We start from the raw sequence: 18794 nt of genomic DNA on the forward strand, positions 1-18794 counted from the left end.
GGGCGCAGCCGTGGATACGATCAATCGCAGGCGATTCCTGGCCCTGGCCGGCCTGTCTGCTGCCGGCGCCTGGATGGGCACGGCGCACGCGCTGGCCGCACAGACCGATGCCGCCGCGCTGAACCCGCGCAACCTGCTGGCGTCGCCGCGGTTCGCCAGCACGCCGTTCACCCTGGGCGTGGCCTCGGGTGATTCTTCGGCCGATGGCATGGTGCTGTGGACACGGCTGGCGACCGAGCCGCTGGTGTTCGGCGGTGGCATGCCGACCCGGCCGATGGTGGTCGAATGGCAGCTGGCGGCGGACGAGGGCATGCGCAAGGTGGTACGCCAGGGTTCGGCGATGGCGCATCCCGAACTCGGCCACGCTGTGCACGTGGAGCTGGGTGGGTTGGCGCCCGCACGGCCTTACTGGTACCGCTTCACCGTAGGCGGCCACGCCAGTGCGGTCGGTTGCACCCGCACGCTGCCCGCAGCCACGGCCGCAGTGGATCGCGTGCGCTTTGCGGTGGCCGGTTGCCAGCACTACGAAGAAGGCCACTACACCGCGTGGCGGCGCATTGCCGAGGAATCGCTGGATTTCGTTTTCCACTACGGTGATTATATCTACGAAGGCGAAAGCCAGCCGGGCCTGCGGAGAATGAACGGCCAGCCGTTCACCAACCTGCGCAATCATGTCGGGCCGCAGACCTACACGCTGGACGACTACCGTCGCCGCTACGCCCAGTACAAGAGCGATGCAGACCTGCAGGCCGCGCATGCGTCGGCGCCGTGGTTCGTCACCTTCGATGACCATGAAGTGGACAACAACTGGGCCGGCGCCGAAGACCAGGACGATACGCCCAGCGAAGTGTTCCTGCTGCGCCGCGCACAGGCGTTCCAGGCCTACTACGAGAACATGCCACTGCGCCGTTCGGCATTCCCGCGCGATGGTCACATGCAGATGTACCGGCGCGCACGCTATGGCACGCTGATGGACCTGCACCTGCTCGACACGCGCCAGTACCGCAGCAAGCAGGTGAACATGGCGCTGCGCGAGGAGGTGGAATCGCCGGAGCGCAGCATTGTGGGTGCGACGCAGGAGCGCTGGCTGTTCGACGGCCTGGCCGATGCCGCGCCGCGCTGGCACACCATTGCCCACCAGGTGGCACTGGGCAACTACATGCGCGAGAAGGACGGGATGGTGCAGTCCTCCGACGACCAGTGGTCGGGCTATCTGGACAGCCGCCGGCGCCTGCTTGACCACATCCAGAAGGTTGGCTTCGGCAACGTGGTGACGGCGTGTGGCGACGCGCACCGGCATTACGCCAGCGACCTGGTGCAGGACCATCGTGATTCGGGCGTGGTCTCCAGTGAGTTCCTCGCCACTTCGATCACGTCCGGCTCCGACGGCCAGGGCGTGGATGCGTACGCAAGGAATCAGCTCGCGCACAGCCCTTATCTGAAGGCGACCACCGACAAGCGTGGCTATGTGCTGTGCGATGTCACCCGTGATGCATGGATCGGCGACATGAAGACGCTGGATACCGTGATGCAGCCGAATGGCGCGCTGCAGAGCTGGAAGCGCTACGCGGTCGAGCACGGTCGGCCGGGGCTGCAGGAGGCCTGATCAGGCACGCCCCCTTGTAGAGTCGAGCCATGCTCGACTGCTTTTCGATCGTTCTTCGATCATTGACCGGAAAAAGCAGTCGAGCATGGCTCGACTCTACAAGGGCGGAGCGGTTCAATCGTGCTCGAACCGCAATGGTTCGCTGCCCATCGCGGGGTCGCTGGTGCCAGGGCGACCATCCTCGGCACGCCCGGCCAGACGCAGCATGCTCTCACCCGCGCCGACCTGCAGGTCGTACCAGCCCGCGGTAGGCGCTGCATCCCACGCCAATGCGGTCTCCGCATGCGCCGGCAGCGCCAGCGTCTGTTCCGGCATGTGCCCGGCATAGGCACCGGCATGCACGCGCAGCTGCTGTGCGGTATCGCTGAGATTGCGCAGGTGCAGCCGCAGCTGGCCGTCGGCGCGCTCGACCGACGCCTGCACAACGGGTCCTTTGGCAGCGCCCTGGAAGTGACGGTGGAAGCCGTTCGGGCCCAGCAGCCAAAGGTCGTAGCGACCGTGCACATCCAGCGGCCAGCGCTCCCGCAGTGGCGTGCCCGGTACCAGTGTATAGCGGCGTGGCACTGCACCCAGCCGCAGCCGATCGTAGACATGCAGGACCGCTGCCGCACCTTCGCAGGACAGCACCAGTTCCACGCCCGATGTGTCGATCGCGGCAATCGATGCCTGCGGCCGATAGGGCAGGGCACGCGCCGGACGTACGCCACGCTCCTGTTGCGCCGGTTCCAGCCCCTCCGGCAACGCTGGCACGGTGCGTCCTGGCAGGGCGGCGGCACGTGCGGCCGCCGCGCTCACGTCGGGCAGGCCGCGTACGAACGGACGGGTATCGCGCTGGGCGAAGTCGAAGGCGTTGCTCAGGTCTCCGCAGACCGCACGGCGCCAGGGCGAGATGTCGGGCGCGGCCACGCCGAAGCGGCGTTCGATCAGCCGTATGACCGAAGTGTGGTCGTACACCTGCGAATCGACCCAGCCACCGCGGCTCCAGGGTGAAATCACGTACAGCGGCACGCGCGGACCCAGTCCATACGGGCGGCCGCGCAGCTCGGCGGCGTCGTACTTCTCGTCGCCCGGTGCCGGATGGCGGTGGTACTCGCCTTCGGTACTGACCGAAGACATACCCGCCCAGCCACCGTTTATCGGTGAAGGCGGTGCCGGTGGCGGCATGTGGTCGAAGAAGCCGTCGTTCTCGTCGAACATCAGCAGCAGGGCGGTGCGGCTCCACACCTCCGGATCGGCGGTCAGTGCATCCAGCACGCGTGCGGTATAGGCCGCGCCCTGGGCCGGGCTGGAGGGGCCGGGATGCTCGCTGCCGGCCGCGTCGGCGATGATGAAGCTGACCTGCGGCAGGCGCCCATCGACCACGTCCTGGCGCAGCTGCGCCAGGCCACGCGTGCTGACCCCACGCGCGCGCAGCTGCGGGTCATGCCCTGGCGCAGCACGGTAGGCCTGGCGGAACGCCTCGAAGCCGGCCAGCGGGTTGTCGGTGAAGTTGTCGGCCATGTCCTGGTAGATCTGCCAGGAGACGCCCGCCTTCTGCAGGCGTTCGACATAGCTGGTCCAGCGATACGACGCCGGATGCCCGCCGTGCTCGGGGAAGTTGTCGTGCGAGTTGGCGATCACCGGGCCGCCAGCACGCGCGTGTGCATCATTGTGACCGGTCCACAGGAACACCCGGTTCGGGTTGGTTCCGGCCTGCATCGCGCAGTGGTAGGCGTCGCAGATGGTGAAGGCATCGGCCAGTGCGAACTGGAAGGGCAGGTCGCTGCGCTGGAAGTAGCCCATCGAGTGGTTCTGCTTGGCCTTCGGCCATTGCCCCATGCGGCCGTGGTCCCAGGCGCGCTGTGCGTCCGGCCAGGTGTGTGGTGTGCCCTCCACCCGCATGTAGCCGAAGTGCGCGGCGGTATCCAGCGGGAACGGTGCGATCGCGCGCGTGCCGCTGGCATCGGGTTGCAGCCACAGGCTGCGCGTGCGGCCGCCGGTCTGCAGTGCCGGCGCGGGAGCCACGAAGCGATCGCCGAAACCCCGTACGCCCGGCAGCGTGCCGAAGTAGTGGTCGAACGAGCGGTTCTCCTGCATGAACACCACGATGTGCTGCAGGTCTTCGAGGCTGCGCGTCTGCGCGGCGGGGGCGATCGCTGCAGCCCGGGCGATGCTGGGCAGCAGCGGGGAAAGGCCGGCGGCAACGCCGGCCTGCAACAACCGGCGTCGGCCGATATCAGTCACGGGCTCACTCACAGGTCCACACGGAAGGAGATGCCGACAGTGCGCGGGGCGCCGATGAAGGCATTGTCGCGGCCGTCCACCCCTGCAAGATACCGCTTGTCGGTGAGGTTGCTCACCACCAGGTTGGCACCCATGCCCTTCAGGCGCGGCGACAGGCCCTGCAGGTCGAAGCCGATATTGGCGTTGAACACGGTGGCCGAGGGCAGCTTGTTGACGTTGGCGGCATCGAGGTAGCGCGTGCCCAGGTAGCGACCGGACAGGCCGAAGTTCCAGTTTTCGCCCTGCCAGTCGGCCGACAGCACCAGGGTCTGCTCGGGCTGGCCGATCACCTTGGCACCGTCGACGATGCCAAGCTGGGTATCACGTGCGGCATCGCCACTGCCCAGGTACTTGGAGCGGTTGTAGGTATAGGCGGCGTTGAGACGCCAGCCGTTGTCCCAGCCATAGCCGAACGCCGCCTCCAGGCCGTTGCTTTCCACGCCACCGAAGTTCTCGTAGACACCGTCGGTCTCGCCCAGGTAGTCGATGCCGCTGACGAAACCGGCCGGCAGATAGACGATGCGGTTGTCGAACTTGATGTTGTACAGGGTGACCGACGCGGTCAGCGGCCAGCGGCTGATGCGCATGCCGACTTCGATGTTGTCGGCGGTCTCCGGCTCGACGTTGCGGAAGCGCTGCGGGTCGGTCTCGCCGAGCACGCCGGAGGGAATGGCGGCGAAGTTCTGCGAGAAGCCAGCGAACAGCTCCATGCCTTCCACACCGGGCGCCCAGGTGAAGCCGGTGGACAGCAGCGGATCGGACTTGGAATCGGATTTGACGTGCTCGCTGGCACCGATCACGCGGCGGCGCGACTGGTCGACGAAGAACTGCTTCACGCCCAGGCGTGCGCTGAACGGCCCGAAGCGGGCCACGTCCTCGACGTAGTACATCTGTTCGTCAACCTTGTACTTGTCCTCGAACTGCACCCAGTACGGCTGATGGTCGAAGGCGATGTCCTGGCCTACGTTGAGCAGGCGATGCCAGTCGCGGCGCGCCGAGCGGTCCAGCTTCTCCACCCACAGGCCGCCGCGGATCGTGTTGTCGACCGCACCGAAGGTCTGCCGCCACTCGACGTCGGCGGTCACGCCCATGCGGTCGTTGTCGTAGTGGGTGTGGCGGTAGGACTGCGCGCCCAGCACGTTGCCCGCGTAGCAGTTCGGATCGTACTCGGCGGTGAAGCCCAGCCGTGGGCTGCAGCTGGCCAGACGCTGCGCGGCGCTGCCATCGGGATTGACGAAGAATATCTGGCCGCGGTTACTGCCGCCGTACACGGTCTTTCCACCGATGTACTCCGACTCCGGGCGACCGGCACCATCATCGCTGACCTGCGCCAGGTAGGGGGGCAGCCAGTCGCCACGACCTTCCATGCGGTGCCCGTAAGCCGCCACCGAGGCCTTGAAGCCGTTGCCGCCGTCGAAGGCCGCGCGCAGGTAGCCGAAGGTGTTCTCGCGCAGCGCACGCGAGCCGGAACGGTAGTTCTGGTCCAGGTACGGAATGCCGGTGAGGGTGCCGACCAGGTTGTCGCGGTCCGGATTGGTGGCGAAGCCCTTCGGCGAGACGCTGGTGTACTCCGGCTCGTCGGCATCGTTGTAGGACAGGTAGCCGGTCAGCGTCCAGCGATCCAGCTCGGTGATGAACTTGCCGGCGATGTGGTCATTGCTGGTCTTGCCGCTGCCGTCGATCCAGTCGTGCACGCGCGCGGAAGAAGCGCTGACCCAGGCGCGGGTATGGCCGCCGAGCAGGCCGGTGTCGTAGCGCACGTAGTACTTGCGCGCTTCGTTGTCACCGGCACCGACCACTAAGCGCAAGCGGCTGTCCTGCAGCGGATCGTTGATAAGGAAGTTCAGGGTGCCGCCGAGGGCTTCGTTCGAGCGCGAGGAGATATCGGCGGTGCCCTGGCTGACTTCCACTGTTTCCAGGTCCAGGGTATCGATGTAGCGGTTGGCCAGCGAACCGCCGCCGTAGCCCGAGCCGCCATTGGGCAGGCCGTCGATGGTGGTCCCGATCTGCTGGGTGTCACGGTTGGTGACGAAGCCGCGCATGCTGATCTGCGTGCCCCACACCGACGAACCGGTGGCATCGGCCTCGCTGACCACCACGCCGGGCACTTCGTTGAGCGCGTCGTTGACGCTGCTCATCACCGTCTGCCGGTTCAGTGTTTCCGCGCGCACCGAAGTCTTCGCGTAGCTGGTGGCCTGACCAATCACCTGTACCTGGTCGAGGGTACGCGCATCGCTGCTGCGCGCTTCGCCCGTATCGCCCTGCGGTGCTTCTGCGAGGGCGTCCAGGGCGGGGGCGATCAGCAGGACCAGCAGCGAGACACGGGGAAAACGCGCAATCGTTCGCATCGAAACCGGACCTTCAGAGGGAGGAAACCCCGGAGTGTCGGCAGCGCCAATGACATCGGCATGACGTGGCAGCGCAGGAACGATGGCACTGTGGGGGCGGTCACGGCCTTCGGGTATGCTCGGCGCTTCAATGGACCTGAGGTGGTGGCGATGCAGAAGCGATCGAAGATCTGGCTGGGAGGTGCAGCCCTGGTGCTGCTGGCAGGGTGCAACCGGACGCCCTCGGATGGAGAGGTGGCACCGCCTGCGCCAGCCACGGCGGACGGGGCCGCAGCACCGGCCGCCGCCCCAGCGGGTTCAACGGCAGCCGCCGATGGCACCGCACTCACCGACCGCGATGGCAAGCCGGTGCCTCTGGTGCCGTTCGACACCGGTAGCGTGCCGCTGAGCGACACCACGCTGGGTGAGCTGCCGTTCTTCAGCTTGCCGCAGGGCTACGCGCCGCAGAACGCCCCGCACCCGCGCGCCTGGGCGCGCTTCCCGTTCCGGATGGGCGAGGGTGTGCATTGGGTGGAAGGTCCGAGCTGGTCGGCACGCATCGTGACCGACAGTGAGGCGGCCCCCGACAAGGCGTTCTCTGCGCTGGAAGTGCAGCGCAACTTCGACGGTGTGATCACCGCCGCTGGCGGCCGCAAGGTCTTTGAAGGCACGCTGCTGCGCGACATCTACTACGGCCCGCAACTGGAAGGCGAGATCGGGGGTGGCTTCATCGATGCGGTGAACGGTGAACAGGACGCACCCACCACCGTCTACGTGCTGCGCCAGGCCAACCGCACCGTGTGGGTGCAGCTGGCGGTGGACAGCAACGGCGCCGGTCTGGTGGTCGTGGATGACGTTCCGTTCAAGGCCACCGCGCAGTGGTCGGACCGTTTCCCGCACCTGTCCCTGCCGGCCGGCTATCGTGAGCGCAACACGCCCGAGCAGCGTGATTTCGATGCCTTCCCGTTCTGGACCGGAGATCACTTCGAACCGGTCGAGGGCCGCACCTTCGCTGCCGATTTCGACAAGGGCGAGCGCGAATACTCGATGCATGAAGTACGCCGCAACCTTGAGGCGATGATGGCCCAGGTCAACGGCACCAAGGTGTTCGAGGGGCGCATCCCGCACGAGGCGGCCGAGGGCGTGTCGAAGCAGGTGCAGTCGTCCTACGGCAACGCGGCCAGCTACAGCTGGGACAACTACGACACCGTGGTCTATCGCGTCGATCTGGCTGACGGCCGCCAGGTGTGGGTGCATGCTCGCCTCGAATACCTCAGCGCAGGCTGGGTCGTGGTCGAGCGCAAGGGTTTCACCCAGACCGCGGCGCTGCTGCCGGCCGATGCGTTGAAGAAGAAGCTGGACAGCGACGGCCGCGTGGCGATCCAGGTCAACTTCGCCACCGACAAGGCGCAGATCCTGTCGACGTCCGAACCGCAACTGGCGCAGGTGCTGGACCTGCTGCGTGCCGACCCGTCGCTGAAACTGTCGATCGAAGGCCACACCGACAACAGCGGCGCGGCCGCGCACAACCGCAGCTTGTCCGAGGATCGTGCGCGGTCGGTGGTGGCGGCGTTGACCGCCAAGGGGGTCAACGCCGACCGCCTGCAGGCGGCCGGCTTCGGCGCCGACAGGCCGGTGGCCGACAATGGCAGCGAGGAAGGCAAGGCGCGCAATCGCCGGGTCGAGCTGGTCAAGCGCTGAACCACGCCCTCCTCAGTACCGCGCGTCCTTGGGTTTCGGGTCGCGCGGCCAGTCCTTGGCCTTGTTGGCGAAGTCCGGCCGCGGCTGGTTGATGAAGTAGCTGGCGATGTCCACCGCATCCTGGTCGGGCATCACCTGCTGCCCCAGTGGCGGCTCGCGGGTCACCGCCGGCGGCATGTTGTGCTTGACGAAACCGGCCGCCTTGTACAGGCGCGCCATGCCGGCGCCGATGTTGAAGCTGTGGTCGCCCCACAGCGGCGGGAAGGCGATATCACCGCTGGCGTCGCGCCTGCCTTCGCCGTTGTCGCCATGGCAGGCGGCACACTGCACGGCGTACAGCGCCTGGCCGCGGATCGGGTCCGGGGTCAGCGTGCTGTCGATGGGGCCCTCGCTGGGGGCGGCCACCTTTGCACCGTCTGGCACGGGACTGCTCAGCCACGCCATGTAGTCGAGCATCGCGCGCATCTGCGGTGAGTCCTTCGGTAGCGGCTTGCCGTTCATCGAGCGCTGCAGGCAGCCATTGATGCGCTCGGTCAGCCCGATCACCTTGCCCGGGCGCGGCATGTAGCGCGGATAGGCGCCGCCGCCCGTATTGAAGTAGTGGTTGCCGAACGGTCGCTTGCCCTCGGCCATGTGGCACGAATTGCAGTTCAGATCGTTGCCGACGTTGTCCGGCAGCAGGCGCGCGGTCTCGTTGAGGATGCGGCGGCCAAGCATCACCGATTCTGCATTGCCGAGCCCGGCGATCTCCTCGGCGCTGGGTGCGTGGTAGTGCCCGACCACCTTGCCCTGCGCATCGAGGATATCGATCGTGCTGGCTACGGCGGCATCCAGGTCCGGGTACAGATGGCGATAGGCGAGGGCGCCGGCACCGGCACCGGCCAGCAGCATGAGGGTGACCACGCTGCCGACCAGCAGGCGGGAGCGTTTGCGCGAACGTTTCATCGTGCGGCCTCCTGCGGAACGTAGTGCACCGGCTTGTCACGCACCACCCGGCGCATGCGCGCCACGTCGACCTCGCTCACCGCGCTGGCCTGGTTGCCCCAGCTGCTGCGGATGAAGGTCAGGATCTGTGCCAGCTGTGCATTCGGCAGCTGCTCGAAACCGGGCATGGTGAAGGCCATGCGGTCGTGCGGGGTATGCGGCGTGCGGCCGCCGATCAGGGTTACCTGTACCAGCGAGCTGGGATCATCGGCGAACACGATCGAGTTGCCGGCCAGGGCCGGGTAGACGCGGGGCATGCCGCGCCCGTCGGCACGGTGGCAGGCCTGGCAGTGCTCGGCATAGGCCAGTGAACCGGCAACACGGTAGTCGCCGCTGCGCAGTGCGGCGGTGGTGGTGTCGGTACCCGGCGACCACTGCGAACTGCGGCCCTCGCGCGCCGGCAGCTGTTTCAGGTAGCGGGCCATCGCCAGCAGGTCGGCGTCGGACAGGTACTGCGTGCTGTGCTCGACCACGTCGGCCATGCCGCCGAAGGCCGCGGAGCGATCGGTGCGTCCGGTGCGCAGGAAGTCGACGATCTCGCCCTCGTTCCAGCTGGCCAGACCGGTTGATTCATTGCGCAGGTTCTTCGCATACCAGCCTTCCAGCACCGAGCCGGACAGGAACTGGCGGCTGCCATCATCGGCCATCGCCTTTTCCTGGAACGCGAGGCCACGTGGCGTGTGGCAGGCGCCGCAGTGGGCCAGGCCTTCCACCAGTTCGGCGCCGCGCTGCTGGCTGGCATCCAGCGACGGATCCGGGTTGAACGTACGCGGGCGTGCGAACAGCAGCTGCCACCAGGCCAGTGGCCAGCGCATGTTGGCCGGCCACGGGATCGTGCTGTCGGCGTTGCCCTGCTTCACCGGCTGCACCGAGCCCATGAAGTAGGCGTACAGCGCCTTGATCTCGGCATCGCTGGCGATCACGTATGAGGCATACGGCATTGCCGGATACAACGGCTGCCCATCGTGACGGATGCCGCGACGTACCGCGCGCTCGAAGTCGGCGTAGTTGTAGGCGCCAATGCCGGTGTCCGGATCGGGCGTGATGTTGGTCGAGTAGATCGTGCCCATCGGCGTCTGCATACCGAGGCCACCGGCGAACGGCTTGCCGCCCGGCGCAGTGTGGCAGGCGGCGCAGTCGGCGGCGCGCGACAGGTACTGTCCCTGCGCGATCAGCGTCGGATCGTGGATGTCGACCTGCGCCGTCTGTCGCGGTGCGAACCAGTAGGGCGTGGTGCGGGCGATGCCGTAGGCGGCGGCAAACGTGGCGGCCAGGGCAATGGCGAGCTTGAGCGAGGTGCGCATGGCGGCACTGTGGGCAATCCCGCGCGCGCGTTCATTGATCCGGATCAATGACTGAACGGATACAGCTTGTACACCAAGCTGAATCGTTCCTGCGTTGTCATCAAGCCGTCATCCGCGCGCGATAGATGGCCGGTCTATCGAGGCGTTAACGTCCCAGCCTGTCTGATTCACCCCTATGACGTGATATGAAGCGCCTGCTGCTGCTGTTGCTGGCGTGCGCCGGCCTGTGGCTGGCTGCATGCTCCTCCTCGATCAATGCCTCGTCCACCTCGCTCGCCGACAGGCTGATCGCGCCAGGTGGCGTATCGACCCTGCTCGATCGCCCGCGTATTGCCGCGGCCATCGCCGAACTGCCCAACCGCCATGGCTTCGCGCCGGGCCGCGATGGCGTGCCGATCTTCTGGCGTGTGTTCGATCCCGGCGACTACGGCGCGCGTTATCACTACCTGCCGCAGCGCCACGAGAACGGCCTGCCGCTGGATACCGGCCTGAGCCTGGCAGTACCGCAACCGTTCCGCGCGCAGGCCCCGCGCGGCACCGTGGTGCTGCTGCACGGTTGGATGATGAACGGCGATTCGATGCTGCCGTGGTCGCTGCAGCTGGCCGAATCCGGCTATCGCGTGATCACCCTGGACCTGCGCAACCATGGACAGTCCGGTGCAGGTCCGTCCGGATACGGCACCTATGAATCCGACGATGTGGTGGATGTAATCGGCGAGCTGCGTGCACGTGGTGAAGTAACCGGCCCGCTGTACCTGTTCGGCGTGTCCTATGGCGCCGCCACAGCGGTGTTCACCGCCGACAAGCTGGGCGACCAGGTGGAAGGCGTGGTGGCGATGGAATCGTTCGCCAATGCCGGTGTGGCGATCCGCACGATGATTCCGCACCTGATGGGACTGCAGCCGGAAGGCCTGAAGGCGCAGGCGGTGGCGTCGTACGCGCGCTGGCGCTACGGCGGCCAGGACATCAATCAGGTGATCGCCGCCGCCAGCCGCCGCATCGACGTCGATCTGGACCGCGTGGATGTAGCGCGCGCGCTGGCCGATACCCGCGCCTGCGTGCTGCTGCTGCACGGGCAGGGCGACCAGCACATTCCGGTCAGCCAAGGCCGCGAACTGGCCCAGGCCAACCCGCGCGCACACTACATCGAGATGCGCGGCGAGGACCACATCACCCTGCCGCTGCGGCTGGACCTGCTGGCCGGCGTGGTCGATGACTGGATGGCGCGCGACCAGCACCACCCGCAGAGCGCGTGCCCCGCACCGCAGCTGCCGGCCCAGGCCGAGTGGCTGACACGCAGCTGAGAAAAGGGGACGGAGGGGATTAAGTCGTTTCCCGCACAGCTGGGCCAGAAACGACTTAATCCCCTCCGTCCCTTTTTTTCTGTCAGGCCACCCGTCTTGCCAGCGAGCGCGCAGACGCCGCGACGCCCAGCAGCAGCGCGGCCACGCACAGGAAGGCGAAGCCGAGGCTGGTAGCGTGTGCGAGTGCGCCGATCGCTGCCGGACCGGCGAGGATGCCGGCGTAGCCCAGCGTGGTGACCGCAGTGATGGCGATGCTCTCCGGCATCACCCGCTGTTGGCCGGCCATCGAGAACAGCGCCGGCACGATGTTGGCGCAGCCCAGCCCAACCAGTACGTAGCCGGCCAGCGCCACCGGAAACGATGGCACCAGCGTCGCCAGGGTGAAACCGGCCGCAGCGGTGATGCCGCCGAAGACCATCGTGCGGGTGCGGCCGAGGCGTTCGACGATGCCGTCGCCGAACAGGCGCATCGCGGTCATCGCCAGGGTGAACAGTGCAAAGCCGGCACCGGCCTGGTCACGTGGCACCTGCCGCACTTCGGCGAGGAACACCGCGCTCCAGTCCAGCATCGAGCCCTCGGCGAGGAACACCACGAAGGCCAGCACGCCGATGAACAGCACCACGCCATGCGGCAGTGCCAGCAGGGGGCCTTCATGCAGGATCCGTTGCGGGCGCCAGTGCGGTGCCGACAGCACTGCCACCAGCAGCAGTGCGGCCACCGAAACCAGCGCGGCCAGCCACAGCGGCGTACCCAGGATCAGCATGCCGGTCATGCAGCCGGCGCCGACGAAGCCGCCGATGCTGTAGAAGGCATGGAATCCGGACATCATCGCGCGCCCGGCGTCGCGCTCGACCGCGACCGCCTGCATGTTCATCGCACAATCCAGTGCACCGACGCCGGCGCCGAACACGAACAGGGCGGCGCCCAGCGCTACCGGAGAGGGCGCCAGCACCAGCAAGGGCAGGGCGCACAGCATCGTCGCGCAGGTGATCACCATCACCCGGCGGCATCCCAGCCGCCCGGTCAGCGCACCTGCCAGTGGCATCGCCAGCAGTGAGCCGAGCCCGAGGCACAGCAGCACGGCGCCGAGGCTGGCGTCGGACAGCCCGGCCTTGGCCTTGGCGTAGGGCACCATCGGCGCCCAGGCGGCGGTGGCGAATCCGGGAATGAAGAAGGCGGCACGGGTGGCGTGCTGCTGGGCACGTGGGGATGAGGGCGTCATGCGCGGTGCGAAGCTCCAGGGGGTGTTCATGAAAACGTTTTCAGGACGGCTCGGCAAGTGCCATGCGTGACATCGGGCGACGCATACGATTGCAGTGACCCGATCGCGTCACTGGCGATTAACGTCGCCCACGGACAGTGGCTGCACGGTCGGCATTCCGCCGCCCGCTGCCGGAGACCTGTACATGAGCACGACACCCACCATCCTCCTCGTCCACGGCTTCTGGGGCGGGGCCGCACACTGGGCCAAGGTGATCCTGGAACTGCATCGCAACGGCCATGACCGCGTGCAGGCGGTGGAACTGCCACTCACCTCGCTGGCCGACGATGCCGGCCGCACCCAGAAAATGATCCGGCAGATCGACGGGCCGGTGCTGCTGGTCGGCCACTCCTACGGTGGTGCGGTGATCAGCCAGGCCGGCAACGAGGCCAACGTGAAGGGCCTGGTCTATATCGCCGCTTTCGCGCCTGATGCCGGCGAGAGCCCCGGTGGCATCACCCAGCAGCACCTGCCGGAGGCGGCGCCGAACCTTGCGCCGGACAGCGATGGCTACCTGTGGCTGCGTGCGGACAAGTTCCATGAGAGCTTCTGCCAGGATCTGAGCGACGATGAGGGCCGGGTGATGGCGGTGACCCAGAAGGCGCCGCTGGCCAGCACTTTCGGTGATGCGGTGAGCGACCCGGCGTGGAAGCACAAGCCGAGCTGGTACCAGCTGTCCCGCCATGATCGGATGATCGCGCCGGAGAACCAGAGGGCAATGGCCACGCGCATGCAGCCCAAGCGACTGCTGGAGCTGGATGCCAGCCATGCCTCGCTGGCCTCGCAGCCGAAGGACGTGACCGCACTGATCCTGGAGGCCTGCGCCGCCATCGGCGGCTGAGCCTGCGGCAGCGCGCCGCACCACAGCACACCGCACGACAGCCGGGGCGCAGGGGAGTACACTCCTGCGCCTGCGGCCATCCGGCCGCGTCCCCGTCTTCCCTCCAGCCGCCGCCAGAGGATCCCACTCGATCGTGGAGGTCCCGTCGTGCTGTCTGTGCCTGATGCCCGTATTCCGTCCCCATTGCCGCGTCGCCGTGCGTTGCCGCAGGCGCTTGCCCGGGGCCTGCTGATCACCGCACTGGCCAGCAGCGGCATCGCAGTCGCGCAGTCCGCCGCCGAGCCGGACAAGGCCGCCGAGGCCCCGGCGTCGCAGACCCTGCAGACCGTGCAGGTCACCGCCAACCTGCTCGGCACCATCACCGAGGGCAGCGGCGCGTACACGCCCGGCACCATCGCCACCGCCACCCGCCTGGTGCTGACGCCACGGCAGACCCCGCAGACCATCAGCGTCATTACCCGCGCTCAGATGGACGACTTTGGCCTGAACGGCATCGATGACGTGATGCGGGTGACCCCGGGCATCAGCATCGTCACCTACGACAGCGAGCGCACCGAGTACTACGCACGTGGATTTGCCGTGCAGAACTTCCAGTACGACGGCATCCCGATGTCGCGTGACTCGGCCTATTCGGCGGGCAACACGCTCAGCGATACCGCGATCTATGACCGCATCGAAGTGCTCAAGGGCGCGACCGGCCTGCTCACCGGCATGGGCGATCCGGGCGCGACCATCAACCTGGTGCGCAAGAAGCCGGGCAAGGAGTTCGCCGGCAGTGCGACGCTGGGTGTGGGCCGCTGGGATGACTATCGTGCCGAGATCGATGTTGGCGGCCCGTTGACCGCCGATGGACGCGTGCGCGGTCGTGCGGTGGGCGCCTGGCAGGACAAGCATTCCAATCTCGACTTCTACCAGCGCACCAGCAAGGTGGGCTACGCAGTGCTGGAAGCCGATCTGGGCGAGCGCACGCTGCTGACCGTGGGTGGCGATACGATGGACAGCGACCCGAAGGGCTCGACCTGGGGTGGCATCCCTCTTCTGGACAGTGCCGGCAACTTCAATCACATGCCGCGTTCGTTCAACAACGGCACGCGCTGGAGTGGCTGGCGCCAGTATGTGCGCACCGGCTTCGCCACGCTCGAGCACACCTTCGCCAACGACTGGGTGGCCAAGCTGCAGCTCAACCACCAGGTCAACGGCTATGACGCGGCACTGGCCGGTGCCGCCGCCGGCAATCCCGATCCGTTGACCGGCGAGGGCGTCAGCCTGTGGCTCGGCAAGTACGTTGGCAAGACCGTCAGCAATGCGGCCGACTTCTACCTGAGCGGTCATTTCGGCCTGTTCGGCCGCGAGCATGAGCTGGTCGTCGGTGGCAGCGCCTCGCGCAAGCGCTGGACCAACACCGGCTACGGCCCGCAGGCGGGGTTCCCGGATACCGTGCCGGACTACAGAACCTGGAATGGCGACATTCCCGAGCCGGAGTGGCAGCGCAGCTACAGCAACAACGAAGTGACGCGTGAGAACGGCCTGTATGTGGTCGGCCGTTTCGACGTGGCCGATCCACTGAAGGTGATCGTGGGCAGTCGCCTGGCCAGCTACCGCTCGCCGGACACGCGCGAGACCGGCGTGTTCGTGCCGTATGCCGGCGTGGTCTACGACCTCGGTGAGCACTATTCGGTGTACGCCAGCTACAGCACCATCTTCAAACCGCACAGCGAACGCGACGAGCAGGGCAAGGCACTGGATCCGCTGGAAGGCCGCAGCTACGAGATGGGCCTGAAGGCCGAGTTCCTCGATGGGCGCTTCAACGCCAGTGCGGCGCTGTTCCAGCTCGACCAGGACAACTTCGCCCAGCCCACTGGTGGCAAGACACCGGACGGGCAGGATGCCTATCGCGCCCTGATGGGCGTGCGTACCAAGGGTTACGAGCTGGAAATGTCGGGCCAGCTGGCCGAGGGCTGGCAGGTGCAGGGTGGGTTCTCGCACAAGATCGCCCGCCAGGCCGGTGCCAAGGTGACCACACTGGAGCCGGAAAACCAGTTCAGCCTGCACACCAGCTACCGCCTGCGCGGCGACTGGAAGGGGCTGACGCTGGGCGGTGGCGCGCGCTGGCAGGATTCCACTTTCGGCGAGATCACCAACCCGGCCACGCAGGCCAAGGTGGTGCATCGCACCCAACCCTACTGGCTGCTCGATGCAATGGCGCGCTATGAATTCAACGATCGCCTGTCGGCCACGCTCAACGTCAACAACCTGCTGGACAAGCGGTACTACACGATCTTCAGCTGGTACAGCACCTATACTTGGGGTGAGCCGCGCAACGTGCGCCTGGCGATGACGTACAAGTTCTGACGCCGGTGGTGCTGTAGAGCCGAGCCCGCGCTCGGCTGGCTGTCAAACCGCAGCCGAGCATGGCTCGGCTCTACAAATACGCCCGCGATGCTTTTCGGCATCGCGGGCGTTGTCATTACAGCGGCAGGTCGAACACCAGCACTTCGGCGTCGTTGCCGTTCTCCAGGGTCAGCTGTGCTTCGTCGCTGACCTGCAGTGCATCACCGGCTTCCAGGGTGATGCCATTGACCTGCAGCTGGCCTCGGGCCACCTGCACATAGGCGCCACGACCGTTGCCGAGGGCGTGGTGCAGCTTCTGGCCGCCATCGAGGATGGTGGCGAAGATGCGGGCATCCTGGTGGATGCGCAGCGAACCATCGGCACCGTCCGGCGAGGCGATCAGGCGCAGCTGGCCGCGCTTGGTTTCCGGTGCGAAGTGGGTCTCTTCGTACGACGGAGTAATGTTCTCCGCGTCCGGGAAGATCCAGATCTGCAGGAAATGCACGGTCTCGTCGGCGGAGTGATTGAACTCGCTGTGGCTGACACCGCTGCCGGCGCTCATGCGCTGCACGTCGCCGTAACGCAGCACCGAGCCGGTGCCCATCGAGTCCTTGTGCTCCAGCGCGCCGCCCAGCACATAGGAAACGATCTCCATGTTGCTGTGGCTGTGGGTGCCGAAGCCCTGGCCGCCGATCACCTTGTCTTCGTTGATCACCCGCAGCGGTCCGAAGCTGACGTAGCGGGGGTCGTAGTAGTTGGCGAAGGAGAAGGTATGGCGCGAGGACAGCCAGCCATGCTCGGCCAGGCCACGGGTAGCGCTCTTGCGGATCTGCAGCATGATGGAATCTCCTTGTTCGATGGTTTCGATGGGGCGGGGTGGGCTGGTAGCCGCTGTGTTTCCCCGTTGGAGAGAAGTATCCGCTTGCGCCCGGGGTTTGAAAAACGGATAGTTTTGACAGCCATCATCGAAAAATTCGAATGCTCAAACTCAGTCTCGATGCCCTGCAGATCCTGGACGCCATCGACCGCCGCGGCTCGTTCGCCGGCGCCGGAAAGGCCCTGCACAAAGTGCCTTCGACCATCTCCTACACCGTGGCCAAGCTGGAGGAGGACCTGGGTGTACAGCTGTTCGACCGGGTCGGCCCGCGCGCCGAGCCGACCGAGGCTGGCCGCGCGTTGCTGGACGAGGGCCGCCACCTGCTGCGCGCAGCCCGGGAGCTGGAACTGCGGGTGCGCCGGGTGGCGTCGGGCTGGGAGACCGAACTGACCCTGGCGGTGGACTCGGTGTTCCCGACCTGGCTGCTCGGCCCGGACATCGCCGCATTTCGTGAGGCCGAGGCACCGACCCGGCTGCGATTGATCGGCGAGGCCCTGTCCGGTACCTGGGAGGCCTTGCTGGACCGCCGTGCCGACCTGCTGGTTGGTGCGCCGGGCGAGGGTCCCAGCGGCGGCGGTTACGTGGTCGAGCCGCTGGGTACGGTGGAGTTCGTGTTCGCGGTCGCGCCCGGTCATCCGTTGGCCGCAGTGCCGGGTGTGCTGGGTCGCGAGCAGCTGGTCGAACACTGCGCGATCGCGGTCTCCGATTCGGCGCGGCGGTTGCTGCCGCGCACGGTCGGCCTGTTGATGGGGCAGGAGATGCTGACGGTGCCGGACATGGCCAGCAAGCTGAAGCTGCAGTGCGAAGGCGTGGGCTTCGGTTTCCTGCCCGAGCCGTGCGCGCGCGCGGCGGTGGCGCGTGGCCAGCTGGTGATCCGCGAGGTGGAGGAGCACAAGCCGGAAGAGACCTTCTGGCTGGCTTGGCGCACCGGCGAGGATGGCGCCGCACTGCGCTGGTGGCGAGAGCGCCTGCGCAGGCCGGAGCTGCTGTCACAGTGGTGGCAGTCAATGGCCAGGGGGTAGGGGTACGGCAGGGCTGCGCCCTGCACCCGCTACGAGCTGGAGCAACAGCAACAGCAGAAGCTGGTTCCCTGTGGGGAGGCGGGGTGGGTCCGGTTGCGGGGGACGCTGCAAGTCCCCCTCCGGGGCCCGGCCCAGCCGCTGGCGGCTGTGCGTTCGGGCGCTTGCGAAGCAATGCTTCGCAAGCAAAGCGCCCTCACCCATGTAAGCTCGGTCGCCGCTTGCTCGTGTGCGCTGTCCTGCGTACACGGCAAGACCCGGGTTGGGCCTCCTGCCCAACCCGCCCGAGGCATGCCTCGGGCCCATGCGGCTCACGCCCCCGCAACCGGACCCACCCCGCCTTCGACAGTTTTCCGCGATCTGTCGGAACGGCGTACTGCTCTGGTAGGTGTCGACCTTGATCGACACGGTAGATCCACGCCATGCGTGGATGAATTCATTCGATATCTGACAGATGTGTCGACCAAGGTCGACACCTACCAACAGCCGCGTGAACCTGTCGAAGGTGGGGCGGTGTCGGAGTGCGGGGTGTCAGCCGCATGGATGCGGCTGCCAAGCCTACAGGGACGTACTTGCGGCGTCCCCGCACTCCGACACCGCCCCGCCAACCCACGGAATGCCAGCTTTTGCTTTTGCTTTTGCTGTTGAGGTTGCCGGCCAGCGGCCGGCACTACCAGGGGTGCAGGGCGCAGCCCTGCCGAAAAACACACATAAAAAAACAGCAGGCCGAGGCCTGCTGTTTCGGTGTAATGGTGCGCCCGGAGAGATTCGAACTCCCGACCGCCTGGTTCGTAGCCAGGTACTCTATCCAACTGAGCTACGGGCGCCAAATACATAAACTTGTTGTGCTGACTGTGTATGGTGCGCCCGGAGAGATTCGAACTCCCGACCGCCTGGTTCGTAGCCAGGTACTCTATCCAACTGAGCTACGGGCGCGCGGTACACAATCAACTTACTGCTAAATTTTACTGCATTTC

12 protein-coding genes and 2 tRNA genes are annotated in these 18794 nt (G+C 66.8%); 6 read left to right on the top strand and 8 right to left on the bottom strand.

Annotation, left to right across the window (positions count from 1 at the left end; translation table 11 throughout):
- The first annotated feature begins 10 nt into the window (after positions 1 to 10).
- A complete protein-coding gene (locus tag ACZK45_RS08045) occupies positions 11 to 1606 on the top strand; it encodes an alkaline phosphatase D family protein (protein WP_253144559.1) in 1596 nt (531 codons plus the stop codon).
- Positions 1607 to 1720: 114 nt separating this feature from the next.
- Here the strand turns inward: ACZK45_RS08045 and ACZK45_RS08050 are convergent, their stop codons facing one another.
- Together ACZK45_RS08050 and ACZK45_RS08055 are read right to left on the bottom strand one after the other, a co-directional pair.
- Entirely contained in the window at positions 1721 to 3829 is a 2109-nt protein-coding gene (locus tag ACZK45_RS08050) for a phosphocholine-specific phospholipase C (protein ID WP_478445658.1), read from the bottom strand.
- Between the two features lie 8 nt (positions 3830 to 3837).
- The gene (locus tag ACZK45_RS08055; RefSeq protein ID WP_478445659.1) at positions 3838 to 6216 is read right to left on the bottom strand and encodes a TonB-dependent receptor; all 2379 of its coding nucleotides are present in this window, start codon (positions 6214 to 6216) and stop codon (positions 3838 to 3840) included.
- A 150-nt stretch (positions 6217 to 6366) separates the two neighbouring features.
- Between ACZK45_RS08055 and ACZK45_RS08060 the strand changes: the two genes are divergently transcribed.
- Entirely contained in the window at positions 6367 to 7896 is a 1530-nt protein-coding gene (locus ACZK45_RS08060; RefSeq protein ID WP_478445660.1) for an OmpA family protein, read from the top strand.
- Positions 7897 to 7908: 12 nt separating this feature from the next.
- On the opposite strand, the gene ACZK45_RS08065 is transcribed toward ACZK45_RS08060, so the two are convergent.
- Positions 7909 to 8841, bottom strand: a complete 933-nt coding sequence (locus ACZK45_RS08065) for a c-type cytochrome (protein ID WP_478445661.1) — start codon at positions 8839 to 8841, stop codon at positions 7909 to 7911.
- Entirely contained in the window at positions 8838 to 10184 is a 1347-nt protein-coding gene (locus tag ACZK45_RS08070) for a c-type cytochrome (RefSeq protein ID WP_478445662.1), read from the bottom strand. Before ACZK45_RS08070 ends, ACZK45_RS08065 begins: the two co-directional genes overlap by 4 nt.
- A gap of 185 nt (positions 10185 to 10369) precedes the next feature.
- On the opposite strand from ACZK45_RS08070, the gene ACZK45_RS08075 reads away from it, so the two are divergent.
- Positions 10370 to 11488 carry an alpha/beta fold hydrolase gene (locus ACZK45_RS08075; RefSeq protein ID WP_032128432.1) on the top strand — a complete coding sequence of 373 codons (1119 nt, stop codon included), beginning with the start codon at positions 10370 to 10372 and terminating at the stop codon, positions 11486 to 11488.
- A gap of 82 nt (positions 11489 to 11570) precedes the next feature.
- On the opposite strand, the gene ACZK45_RS08080 is transcribed toward ACZK45_RS08075, so the two are convergent.
- Positions 11571 to 12710 carry an MFS transporter gene (locus ACZK45_RS08080; RefSeq protein WP_478445873.1) on the bottom strand — a complete coding sequence of 380 codons (1140 nt, stop codon included), beginning with the start codon at positions 12708 to 12710 and terminating at the stop codon, positions 11571 to 11573.
- Positions 12711 to 12894: 184 nt separating this feature from the next.
- On the opposite strand from ACZK45_RS08080, the gene ACZK45_RS08085 reads away from it, so the two are divergent.
- Positions 12895 to 13590 carry an alpha/beta hydrolase gene (locus ACZK45_RS08085; protein ID WP_253146035.1) on the top strand — a complete coding sequence of 232 codons (696 nt, stop codon included), beginning with the start codon at positions 12895 to 12897 and terminating at the stop codon, positions 13588 to 13590.
- Positions 13591 to 13737: 147 nt separating this feature from the next.
- On the top strand, positions 13738 to 15942 hold the full coding sequence (locus ACZK45_RS08090; RefSeq protein WP_478445663.1) for a TonB-dependent siderophore receptor: 2205 nt from the start codon (positions 13738 to 13740) through the stop codon (positions 15940 to 15942).
- A gap of 115 nt (positions 15943 to 16057) precedes the next feature.
- Here the strand turns inward: ACZK45_RS08090 and ACZK45_RS08095 are convergent, their stop codons facing one another.
- Positions 16058 to 16759, bottom strand: a complete 702-nt coding sequence (locus ACZK45_RS08095) for a pirin family protein (protein ID WP_012510689.1) — start codon at positions 16757 to 16759, stop codon at positions 16058 to 16060.
- Between the two features lie 140 nt (positions 16760 to 16899).
- On the opposite strand from ACZK45_RS08095, the gene ACZK45_RS08100 reads away from it, so the two are divergent.
- Entirely contained in the window at positions 16900 to 17820 is a 921-nt protein-coding gene (locus tag ACZK45_RS08100) for a LysR family transcriptional regulator (protein ID WP_049461318.1), read from the top strand.
- A gap of 747 nt (positions 17821 to 18567) precedes the next feature.
- Here ACZK45_RS08100 and ACZK45_RS08105 read toward each other — a convergent pair.
- Together ACZK45_RS08105 and ACZK45_RS08110 are read right to left on the bottom strand one after the other, a co-directional pair.
- Positions 18568 to 18644, bottom strand: a tRNA-Arg gene (locus tag ACZK45_RS08105).
- 32 nt (positions 18645 to 18676) lie between these two features.
- Positions 18677 to 18753 (bottom strand) — tRNA-Arg (locus tag ACZK45_RS08110).
- Between the last annotated feature and the right edge of the window lie 41 nt (positions 18754 to 18794).

The sequence above is a fragment of the Stenotrophomonas sp. 63632_Sma genome (assembly GCF_056482875.1).